This is a genomic window from Desulfobulbus sp. (genome assembly GCF_030824455.1).
GTDB lineage: Bacteria > Desulfobacterota > Desulfobulbia > Desulfobulbales > Desulfobulbaceae > Desulfobulbus.
Map to the genome: position 1 here is coordinate 1 of NZ_JAVBXR010000091.1, position 10,829 is coordinate 10,829.

Annotated in this window: 12 protein-coding genes and 2 tRNA genes; 4 read left to right on the forward strand and 10 right to left on the reverse strand. The window is 53.7% G+C overall.

What is annotated here, in order from left to right; all coding sequences use genetic code 11:
- From RCH93_RS10975 to RCH93_RS17930, 3 genes are all read left to right on the forward strand, one after another.
- Positions 1–312, forward strand: a 312-nt coding sequence (locus tag RCH93_RS10975) for a hypothetical protein (protein ID WP_306548450.1), incomplete at its 5' end; no start/stop codon positions are given.
- Complete coding sequence (locus tag RCH93_RS10980) at positions 309–476, forward strand: hypothetical protein (protein WP_306548451.1); 168 nt, start codon at positions 309–311, stop codon at positions 474–476. The genes RCH93_RS10975 and RCH93_RS10980, both read left to right, overlap by 4 nt.
- 58 nt (positions 477–534) lie before the next feature.
- Entirely contained in the window at positions 535–720 is a 186-nt protein-coding gene (locus RCH93_RS17930; protein WP_373693286.1) for a helix-turn-helix transcriptional regulator, read from the forward strand.
- A 78-nt stretch (positions 721–798) separates the two neighbouring features.
- Here the strand turns inward: RCH93_RS17930 and RCH93_RS10985 are convergent.
- The 10 genes from RCH93_RS10985 to RCH93_RS11030 all read right to left on the reverse strand — a co-directional run bounded on the left by RCH93_RS10985 (position 799) and on the right by RCH93_RS11030 (position 8,815).
- Positions 799–875: transfer RNA gene (locus tag RCH93_RS10985), tRNA-Pro, on the reverse strand.
- Between the two features lie 42 nt (positions 876–917).
- Entirely contained in the window at positions 918–1,346 is a 429-nt protein-coding gene (locus RCH93_RS10990; protein ID WP_306548452.1) for a MerR family transcriptional regulator, read from the reverse strand.
- A gap of 87 nt (positions 1,347–1,433) precedes the next feature.
- Positions 1,434–1,724, reverse strand: a complete 291-nt coding sequence (locus RCH93_RS10995) for an integration host factor subunit alpha (protein ID WP_306548453.1) — start codon at positions 1,722–1,724, stop codon at positions 1,434–1,436.
- Positions 1,721–4,168 carry a phenylalanine--tRNA ligase subunit beta gene (gene pheT / locus RCH93_RS11000; RefSeq protein ID WP_306548454.1) on the reverse strand — a complete coding sequence of 816 codons (2,448 nt, stop codon included), beginning with the start codon at positions 4,166–4,168 and terminating at the stop codon, positions 1,721–1,723. The genes RCH93_RS10995 and pheT overlap by 4 nt, the downstream gene beginning before the upstream one ends.
- A gap of 238 nt (positions 4,169–4,406) precedes the next feature.
- Positions 4,407–5,420: a phenylalanine--tRNA ligase subunit alpha gene (gene pheS, locus RCH93_RS11005; protein ID WP_306548455.1), complete on the reverse strand. Its 1,014-nt coding sequence runs from the start codon at positions 5,418–5,420 to the stop codon at positions 4,407–4,409.
- Between the two features lie 17 nt (positions 5,421–5,437).
- A complete protein-coding gene (rplT, locus tag RCH93_RS11010; RefSeq protein WP_306548456.1) occupies positions 5,438–5,794 on the reverse strand; it encodes a 50S ribosomal protein L20 in 357 nt (118 codons plus the stop codon).
- A 108-nt stretch (positions 5,795–5,902) separates the two neighbouring features.
- Positions 5,903–6,100 carry a 50S ribosomal protein L35 gene (gene rpmI / locus RCH93_RS11015; RefSeq protein ID WP_306548457.1) on the reverse strand — a complete coding sequence of 66 codons (198 nt, stop codon included), beginning with the start codon at positions 6,098–6,100 and terminating at the stop codon, positions 5,903–5,905.
- Between the two features lie 77 nt (positions 6,101–6,177).
- A complete protein-coding gene (gene infC, locus RCH93_RS11020) occupies positions 6,178–6,645 on the reverse strand; it encodes a translation initiation factor IF-3 (protein ID WP_373693284.1) in 468 nt (155 codons plus the stop codon).
- Positions 6,646–6,753: 108 nt separating this feature from the next.
- A complete protein-coding gene (gene thrS, locus RCH93_RS11025) occupies positions 6,754–8,679 on the reverse strand; it encodes a threonine--tRNA ligase (protein ID WP_373693285.1) in 1,926 nt (641 codons plus the stop codon).
- A 61-nt stretch (positions 8,680–8,740) separates the two neighbouring features.
- Positions 8,741–8,815, reverse strand: a tRNA-Val gene (locus RCH93_RS11030).
- Positions 8,816–9,271: 456 nt separating this feature from the next.
- On the opposite strand from RCH93_RS11030, the gene RCH93_RS11035 reads away from it, so the two are divergent.
- A partial coding sequence (locus RCH93_RS11035; protein ID WP_306548459.1) for a GGDEF domain-containing protein occupies positions 9,272–10,829 on the forward strand: 1,558 nt, incomplete at its 3' end.

Sequence of the window (10,829 nt, forward strand, 5' to 3'; positions counted from 1 at the left end):
GCCGTAGACTGTAAACCTTTCATTGACACTATTTTCAAGAATAAGGCGGTCCGCATGGGACAGGTTGAAACTTCAGAATGGTTGAAAATGCTAAGACGTATGATCCGAGCGGCAGGCCGTCGGGTAGCCAACGCCGATGAACACGAGTTAGCCGACTTGGTCAGTATTCGCGACCAACTCGACCAATCAATCAAGCACGCCATTCAAGGGCAACGCTCTGCCGGCCGCTCCTGGGCGCACATTGGCCAAGCTCTCGGCCTGTCCCGGCAGGGTGCTTTTCAACGGTATGGCGACCTCGACAAAGAACTATGAAAACCAGCATCTTCAAGACGCCGCGCCGTGGCTGGCTTGGCAACAAACCGCTTGGCGCTGACTACATGCCCTCCGTGAACGAACGCGCCCGCCGGATGAAAGCCGCCGTTCGCGAGCAGGACCAGCCCGCCGACAAACGGCAACCACGCTTGCCCGGCTTTTGATTCAATTGAATTTTACCCAAAATAACGAACAGCAGCGAAGAGGATGTATAAACCAATGATGCAAACGCACTTCACACCAAAACAACTGGCGGAACGGCTTCAGATATCGGAATACACCTTGGCAAGTTGGAGATGTAAAGGCGAAGGTCCCCAATTTATGAAATTTGGGAAGGCGGTGAGGTATTCGGTTGAGTCGGTGAACGAATGGGAAATTGAAAAAACGCGATCCAATACTTCGCAATAAAGGCCATGCATTGCGACCAATACGCGACCAGCAACAAAAAAGGGTTTAGCAATGAAGATGCTAAACCCTTGATTTTACTGGTCGGAATGAGAGGATTTGAACCTCCGGCCCCCTGAACCCCATTCAGGTGCGCTACCAGGCTGCGCTACATTCCGAAAATTTGTGAAGGGTTATTTAGCACTTAACCCTATCTACTGTCAACCTTTATCAACCTGTCCCAACGAGCCGTCAATCTTTACAGGTGCAAGCAAGACAACAATATCAAGCAACTCCCCTTTGATCTCGGCAAGAAGAGACGCCATGTTGTTTTGGGAACTCGTAACCTTCAGCTCATCCAGATTGGAGATGTCAGAGTGGCGCTTATCCAACGCCTTGAGATAATTGCGGGCACCGTTGATAGTAAATCCCTGCCGATGGAGCAATTCTCGAATCTGAAGTAAATTTTCTACATCTTGCTGGCGGTACAACCGTTGCTTTGATTTGCCTCGAAACGGTTTGATTAACGAGAATTCTGTTTCCCAGTAACGCAACACGTGGGCGTCCACTCCCACAAGTTGGCTGACTTCACCGATCCGGAAGTACACCTTGTCCGGTATGGCGGAGGACGCTGGGATTGCTCGCTTCACATCACATCAATGACGCTGAAGAGATGGAAAAAGGCGCGCTCTATTCATATGGCCTGCACGTTATCATAAGCAAGAACCGCTGGCTGCCTATTTATTGAGGCGCTCGCGAAGTCTTTTACTGGGACGAAACGAAACCATCTGTCGCTTGGTGATGGTCATGGACTCGCCGGTGCGGGGGTTTCTCCCACGACGTGGGGATTTGTCCCGAACGGTCAAGGTGCCGAATTGCACCAGTTTGATCGATTCGCCGGCCACCATGGTGTCTTTCATCGCCGCAAAAACGGTGTCAACGATTTCTGCGGCGTTGCGCTGGGATACGCCCAATTTTTCATTTACGGAGATGGCTAATTCTTTGCGGGTCACATTCTTCTTTTTCATACTTCAGATCCTTCGCGATAACGGGCATTAAAATCTGCCATCAATGATTTCACAATTTTCTCATGCACCTTGTCGACCGACTGGTCGTCCAGCGTGGAGGTTGCAGAGCGATAGGTGAGGGAAAGGGCGACGCTTTTGCATCCTTCTCGGATGGGTTTGCCACGATATACATCAAAGATCTCCACCGACTCAAGATGTTTGTGCGACTGGGAGCGGACTGCCTGAAGCAAATTGCCGGCAGGAACAGCATCCGGCACAACCAGACTAATGTCGCGTTTCACCGAAGGATATTTAGGCAATGCAACAAATTGCTTGGCCTTTTTTTCCAGGGTCAGGAGTTTGTGAAGATTGATTTCGACAAAATACACAGGCTGTTTGACGCCAAAGCCCTTGAGCGTCTCAGGATGAACCGCGCCGAGCGAGCCTACCACCGTGTCGTCGGTCATGATGACGACCGCGCAGGCGGGATCGCAATACGGTTGCACCAGTTCAGGCTTCACCTGAAACAACGACTCGCCGCTGACTGCAGTCCGGCGCAGGGTTTGAAGCAAATTGACAGCCACACCTTTGACGTCTAAAAAATCGCTTTCCAGGCCGGAATAATACAATGATTCGCCTTCCGGAAAGCGAAGGCCCGTCAGCACGGCGCACAGATACATCTGTTCTTCGGGCAGAGCCCCTTCTTGCTCCTGCAGGAAAGTTTTTCCTGTTTCGAACAGGCGAACGTCCGGCCGTTGAAAATTAATATTCCGCCGCACATTCTCCAGCAATCCGGGCAAAAGCATAGAACGCATCACGGCCTGTTCCTCGGAAAGCGGGTTGAGCAACCGAGTTACCCGACGTCTGGGATCATCTGCGGATAACCGACAGAGATTGAGATGGCTTTCCGCGACGAAACTGTAATTAATCGCCTCAAAAAAGCCTTGGGCCAAGAGAATTCGAGCAGCTTCCTGGCGCAACTCGCGCAACTCGTCCCGTTTGGGATAGTCCATACGTATAGAGGGGAGCGAGGTTGGGATTTCGTTGTAACCGACCAATCGCGCCACTTCTTCAATCAGGTCAATTTCCCGCTCTATGTCAACCCGAAAACTCGGAACGGTTACTTCCAAGGTCGCCTCGTCAATCGCAACGACATGAAATTCAATGCTTTCCAGGAAACCCGCAACTTGATCGCGGCTCAAAGTCATGCCCAGCAGGCTGCAAACCTTGCCTATTCGGAGTTGCAGCTTCACGGCGGTTATATTTCCAGGATAGACGTCGACGCCGTCGGGGTCGGCCGTCGCTCCGGCGTAGAGCGCCATCAGATTCACTGCGCGTTCCAAGGCCGCGTCGGCAAGATTGGGATCAACCCCACGCTCAAACCGATACGATGCCTCGGAAGGAATGCCAAGTTTACGGGCGGTCCGACGAATCGACACCGGGTTGAAACAAGCCGATTCGATCAGGATCGTTGTGGTTGAGTCGGCAATTTCCGTCTCCAATCCACCCATAACGCCAGCCACGGCGATCGGCCTTTCCGCGTCGCAGATGAGCAGCATGTCCGGATCGAGCTGACGCTGGCTGCCGTCAAGGGTTGCGATGCTGGTTTCACCATTCTCCGGCCGGCGAACAATGATTTTCCCGCCCTTTAGGGTGGTGAAGTCAAAGGCGTGCAACGGCTGCCCGGATTCAAGCATGACGTAGTTGGTGATGTCGACAATGTTGTTGATTGGGCGCATGCCGACCGCAGTCAACTGCTGCTGCATCCACATCGGCGAAGGCCCAATAACCACATTGGATAATTTACGCGCCGTGTAGCGAGGGCAAAGCTCCGGATCACGAATAACAACCTCGTAGCCGACCTCGCGTCCGCTTAATGGAGTAATGCGATCAACAAGTGACTTAACCGTACCGCCGACAAAGCTGGACACCTCGCGAGCGATGCCGCGCACGCTGGCGCAATCGGGTCGATTGGGCGTCAAATCCACTTCGATGACGGTGTCGCGCAGTCCAAGGGCGTCAATCAGCGGCAGACCAGCGGCGGTTTGTCCTTCTAAATCAAGGATTCCGCTGTGGTCGCTGTTCAGTCCCAATTCCCGCGCCGAACACAGCATGCCCGCTGAAACCACGCCACGAACTTTCGATTTCTTAATTTTTGTGCCGTCAGGCAATTTTACGCCCGGCTGGGCAATGGCTGTCCACATCCCGGCACGCACATTGGGAGCTCCACACACTACCTGAACCACTTCTTCGCCGTTGTCCACGGAACAGACGGTCAGTTTGTCGGCGTCCGGGTGTTTGCTGACTTCCGTCACCCGCGCAACGACAATCGGTATAAGATCCACGAACAGTTCCTCGACGCTGTCCACTTCCAGGCCCAGCATGGTCAGCCTGTCGGAAATTTGCGCCGCCGTGTAACCCTCGGTGGATATAAATTGATTCAACCAACTCAGCGTGAATTTCATGGCAATCCTATCAGCAACAACTCTCTCATAATGGGCGCACAGCGCGCGCCTTCATTGATTTGCGCCCGCAAAGACCGCGATTCTCGGACATACCCCTCGCTAACAAGCCGCAACGAAGCGCAAAGGCCCGTCATGGAGGTCAAAGCTCTCCAATTGGGGGCGTGTGATTGACGCGCAGGCAACAGCCACGCGACAAGGATCGAAACTCGAACCTTCTGTGGGCCGACGAACAGCGATGTTAAAACTGGGAAAGAAACCGGAGGTCGTTTTCGTAATACAAACGGATGTCGTCGATGCCGTACTTCAGCATGGCAATCCGCTCAACCCCAAGACCAAAGGCGAAGCCGGAATAGACGTCAGGGTCGTAGCCAACCATTTTCAGCACCTCAGGATCAATGAGGCCTGAACCAAGTATCTCGAGCCAACCGGTTCGCTTGCACACCCGGCAACCACTGCCTCCGCAGATAACGCAGGCAATGTCGACCTCAGCGCTGGGTTCGGTGAACGGAAAAAAGCTCGGCCGGAACCGAAGCGCCAGTTCCTTTTCGAACATCTTGTGGGTAAAACTGGTCAGCACCCCTTTGAGATCGGCAAACGAGACCTCCTTGTCCACGAGGAAACCTTCCACCTGATGGAACATCGGAGTGTGGGTGATGTCGGAATCGCAACGGTACACCTTGCCCGGGGCGATGTAGCGCAAAGGTGGGTCCTGCTTTTCCATGATCCTGGCCTGCATCGGCGAGGTGTGGGTGCGGAGCAGAATCGAGTCCGTGACGTAAAAGGTGTCGTGCATATCGCGGGCGGGATGGTGTTTGGGAATGTTAAGCGCCTCGAAATTGTAGTAGTCGCTCTCAACATCCGGCCCTTCGGCCACGGCAAAACCGAGTCCTTCAAAAATGGAGCAAATCTCTTCCATCACCTGAGTAACGGGATGCAATTTGCCAAACGGCAGAAAACGCCCCGGTAGACTCAGGTCCACAGCGCCGGAGGCGCCTGCCTGGAGTGCGGAGCCTAACAGTTCTTTTTTTTCATCAAACCGGCCTTCGATCGCCTGTTTGATGTCGTTGGCCAGTTGGCCCAAGCGGGGACGGTCCTCAGGGGAGACGGCGCCAAGCTGACGCAAAACGCCTGTCAGCAGGCCGCCTTTCCGCCCAAGATATTTGACGCGAAAGGCTTCAAGCTGGGCGGGGTTTTGAACCCCGCCTAAAGCCTCTTCGGCCTCCTGCTTGAGTCTAAGCAGCTCGTTTTCCATGACGTGACGACGCGTGATCAGGAAGCCTGTCCAGCGGAGGCCCTGACAACTGCGGTGAAGGCGTTGGGGTCGACAATGGCCAAATTGGACAGCACCTTGCGATCAAGCGCAATCGAGTTCTTGGTCAGGCCGTTGATCAACCGGCTGTAGCTGACGCCGTTCTGTTTGGCTGCGGCGTTGATGCGGGCGATCCACAACTGGCGGAACTCCCGTTTTTTGACGCGGCGATCACGATAGGCGTAGCACAGCGCGCGATCAACCGCTTCGGCTGCTGTTTTGAAAAGCCGATGTTTGCCGCCACGAAAACCTTTTGCGAGCGTCAGCACTTTATTTCTTCTGCGGCGTGCTTTAAAACCGCGGGTTACACGAGGCATGGTATTCTCCGTTCAAGCTAATATATTAAGCGCCATCCTGAATTTAGATGCTTTTTCAGGCAGGTACAACAGTGTTCAGCGCAGGCAAGCGCCGGAAGACTGCTCTGTTTACATATACGGCAACATCCGCCGTACGGCTTTTGCATCCACCTCGGCAATCAAGGCGGACTTGCGCAGATTCCGTTTCCGTTTGGTCGACTTCTTGGTCAAAATATGCGAGGAAAACGCCTTGGCGCGACGAATGCGACCGCCGCCAGTGGCTTTGAACCGTTTAGCGGCCCCTCTGTTGGTTTTCATTTTCGGCATAATGTACGCTCCTTACATCTCAACCGGTGCAACGCGCAACCGGAATGCTTGGTTTTAAAGGTAGATATTTTGCACTCTCAGGCTTTCGGACCAACAAACATTACGAGCTGCCGACCTTCCATCTTAGGTTCCTGAATAATCACGCAGTCTTCTCGCAGCGTATCGGCAATCTTGGTCAACGCGTCAAGGCCGATGGTCTGGGCATAGATAATTTCACGACCACGAAAACGCATGGTCACCTTGACCTTGTTTTTTTCCGCCAGGAATTCTTTGATTTTCCGTATTTTGAAACTGAGATCGTGCTCTTCGGTTTTGGGCCGAAACTTAATTTCTCTGGTCTCAATAACGGTCTGTTTTTTCTTGGCTTCCTGCTGCTTCTTTTTCAGCTCATAACGGAACTTGTCAAAGTTCATAATCCGACATACAGGCGGATCAGCCTTGTCGGACACTTCAACCAGATCAAGTCCCTGTTCCTGGGCTATTTCGAGAGCAGCCCTGGCGCTGACGACGCCGCGCTGTGATCCATCGGAATCAACGAGTCGCACCTCGCGGTAGTCGATGTCTTCGTTGATTTTGATTTTCAGATCCTGCTGTGGGGAAAGTTTTCTGCTGCCTCGTTTTTTAATGTTCGTTCCTCCAGGTGAATTTTGGGTTCAGGCAATGCGGCGACTGCATTCCTCAATAACGAGATCAACGAATGCTTCCGGGGTCATTGCCGGCAGATTTTGTCCGTCTCTTTGGCGCACAGTCACGGTTCCCTCCTCTCTTTCACGCTCGCCGACGATGAGCATATAGGGAACCTTCATCAACTGGGCTTCACGGATTTTGTAGTTCAGCTTCTCGTTGCGGACGTCTTTTTCAATGCGCACCCCCAACGCGCGCAATCGAGCATAGACCTGCTCGCAATACTCGCCCTGGTCGTCGGTGATGTTCATGATCCGGGCCTGCTCGGGCGCGAGCCATAGGGGAAACGCACCGGCGTAGTGCTCAATCAGCACGCCTATGAAGCGCTCAAGCGAACCCATCAGGGCTCGGTGAATCATGATCGGCTGATGTTCGCCGCCGTCTTCGCCGGTGTAGCCCATCTGAAACCGCTCGGGCAGGTTAAAATCAACCTGAATGGTTGAGCATTGCCAGGAACGGCCCAGCTGATCCTTGATTTTAATGTCGATTTTGGGCCCGTAAAAGACGCCCTCGCCAGGATCAATCTGATATTGCAGCCCTTTCTTGTCCAGCGCGTGCTTCAACGCCTGGGTCGACAACTCCCAGTGCTCGTCGGACCCGACATATTTTGCAGGGCGGGTGGAGAGATAGACGTCGTATTGATCAAACCCAAAGGTTTTAAGAATGTGCAGATTCAGATCGATAATATTAAATATTTCATCTTCCAGCTGATCCGGACGACAAAAAATGTGAGCGTCGTCCTGGGTAAACCCCCTGACCCGCATCAGCCCGTGCAACGCGCCGGTCCGCTCGTAGCGGTACACCGTGCCCAACTCGCACCAACGGATGGGAAATTCTCGGTAGCTGTGCTTGTCGGCGTTGTACACCCCGATGTGAAACGGGCAATTCATCGGTTTCAGCTGGTACATCACCTCATCGATTTCCATGGCGGAATACATGTTCTCGCCGTAAAAATCAAGATGCCCCGATGTTTTCCATAGATCCTGCCGGGCTATGTGCGGGGTGTACAGCAGCTGATAATCGTGCCGATAATGCTCATCCTTCCAGTAATCTTCAATCAGGCGACGAAGCAAGGCGCCGCGCGGCTGCCAAAGGATCAGACCAGGGCCGATCTGGTCCTGAATAGTGAACAGACTCAGCTGCTTGCCAAGTTTGCGATGGTCCCGCTTACGCGCCTCTTCGAGGCGGGTGAGATATTGCTGCAGATCCTTTTTATCGGCAAAAGCGGCGCCATAGATCCGGGTGAGCATCTGCCGCTTCTCATCGCCGCGCCAATACGACCCGGCAACGCGCAGCAGCTTGAACACCTTGATCCAGGAGGCATCGGGGACATGCGGACCACGACACAAATCGACAAAGGAGCCGTGGGTGTAGGTGCTGACGGTCTCAGCTTCTATTTCCCGCAACAGCTCAACCTTGTACATTTCGCCCTGCTGCTCAAAGAATCGAATCGCCTCGTCCTTGCTCATCTCCTGACGAACAAAGGGCAGTCGGGCACTGGCCAACTCGGTCATCTTGGCCTCGATCTGCTCAAAATCGTCCGGCGTGAACGGAGTTTTTCGATCAAAATCGTAATAAAAACCGTCTTCGATGGCCGGCCCAATGGCGACCTTAACCTGCTCGCCATACAACTCTTTGACCGCTAAAGCCATGATGTGCGCAGTCGAATGGCGCAGAATTTCAGCGCCGGCTTCAGAAGTTGCGAGAACAGGTTCAAGAACGGCGTCCTCAAGCAGCGGCGTCGCCAAGTCAACCAGACGACCGTTGCACTTCACCGCCACCGTCTGCTTGCGCTGCTTGCCGGAAACCAGCTCCTTCAGCATTTCCGCCGCAACGGTTCCCTGCGGAAACAACTTACTTTCACCGTCTTGTAAGGAAACTGATATCTCTGCCATTATGCCTGTAAAAAGGAAAGGCTAACGAGCAGATAAATCTGCATCCTAGCCTTTATAAAGTTGGTAGGCACGGACGGGGTCGAACCGACGACATCTACCACGTCAAGGTAGCGCTCTCCCACTGAGCTACGCGCCTACAGCAATTGCTTGTTTGGCTGATTTTTATACAGCATGCTGCGAAAAACCGCAAGTCAAATACCAGCAAACATTGAGAGTGTCAACACAAATGAGCCTTACTCGCTTGCAATCGCCGCCGCCGTCCGCATCAAAACGACGATTGACTTCCCTTTAATTTCCCTGTTATTCCATGATAATAGCCCAACAGAGCAACTGTCGATAAACACAAAAGGCGCCCGGATCCGCCAATAAATTTTACGGCGGCTCACTTCCCCCCTGCAACGGGCATACGATCCGAAACCCATCCTTGAGCAATAGACGCCTTGATTGTCAGATCGCCCCTGCAACTCCTTGATTAAATTCGTCCTCCCGTAAAGAGCATGAGCGGAACACCCCATACTATGCTATAGGAAAAATTTTGTTCTTATCATCCGCTCTTTATTCATGAAACCTAGCTGAAACACCAAGCCCGGTCATGTCAAAACCCCTCGCCAAAACGCTTAATGCTATTCTGAACTCCGCAGATCTCCCCACGCTGCCGGTTGTGGCCTCCAAGATTTTGGAGCTGACCGCGCGTGAGGACGCCTCCCTGAACGACATCGTCTCACTTGTCACCCAGGACGTGGCGCTGTCGGCCAAGATCCTTAAAATCGCCAACTCCGCTTTTTACAATTTTCCCCAGCAGATTGCTTCGATCAGCCAAGCGGTCTCGCTGCTTGGCATCAACGCGGTGCGCAGCCTGGTGTTAAGCTTTACCTTTCTAACCATGGGAAGCAAAGCGGAGTGCGGCCTATTTGACCTGGCCCAATTCTGGGAACGTTCGCTGGTTGGCGCGGCCGCGGCGCGATTGATTGCTGAACAAACCGGACAGGCCGATCCCGAGGAGCTCTTCACTGTCGGCTTATTGCAAAACATCGGCCACCTGGTGTTTGCCCTCACCCTTCCCTCCCGTTACGACCTGTTGTTGCGGCAACAGACCGCAAGCGGTCCTGAAACCGGCCAAGTTGCGTTTGAAGAGGAGTTCCTCGGTATCCCCCACACCCTTTCTGGATTTGAAGTCGCCCGATTTTGGGGCCTCCCCGCCACCATTCTCACCGCCATACTCCACCACCATGCGCCGCACGGCTATTGCGGCGAAGACCAGCAGCAGCTCTTGATCATCAGGATCGTCTACCTTTCCAACCTGGCCGCCAAAATTTTCTTCTCCGCCCAGCCCGAGCTGTACCGCCGCCGATTCGAGGAAGAGGCGCGCCAACTCCTCGGCCTCGACCACCTGGAGATTACGACTATCCTCAGAATCATCAATCGGGAGATCGAAAAGACGGCCCAATTTTTTGGCGTCGCCATGGCCCCGATCCGTCCGGTGGCCGAAATCATTCAGGAAGCCAACATCAGGCTCAGCCTTTTGCACCTGAGCTATGAAGAAATCCATCGGGAACTGACCGCAGCCAAATCAGCGCTGGAAGAACTGCGGCGGCAATTAACGGAAAGAAACCGGCTCCTGGAGAAACTGGCCCACCTTGACGGCCTGACAGAGATCAACAACCACCGTTTTTTCCAGAATTTTCTTCATGCCGAGATCAACCGGGCCAGCCAAAACAATGCCCCCCTGTCGCTGCTGATTGCGGACATTGATTACTTCAAGAAATTCAACGACACCCACGGCCACCAGACCGGCGACTTTATTCTCAGGGAGCTATGCCGTGCCGCTCAAACAGTCATTCGCGAATACGATCTGATGGCGCGCTATGGCGGCGAAGAATTTGCCTTTGTCCTGCCCGAGACCAACGCCGACGGGGCAATGACCGTGGCGTACAAGCTTTGCCGAGCCATTGCCGAGCACGATTTTTTCGACGGCGCGAAGCATTACCAGGTAACGGTCAGCATCGGCGCCGCCACCGCCCTGCCCGCCGCCGTCGGTTTCAGTAAAAACAGCCTGATCGACATGGCCGACGAGGCCCTCTACGAAGCAAAAAAACGCGGCCGCAACCAGGTGGCCGCCTACAATCCCCGCAAAATCAGCAGATGGTTGC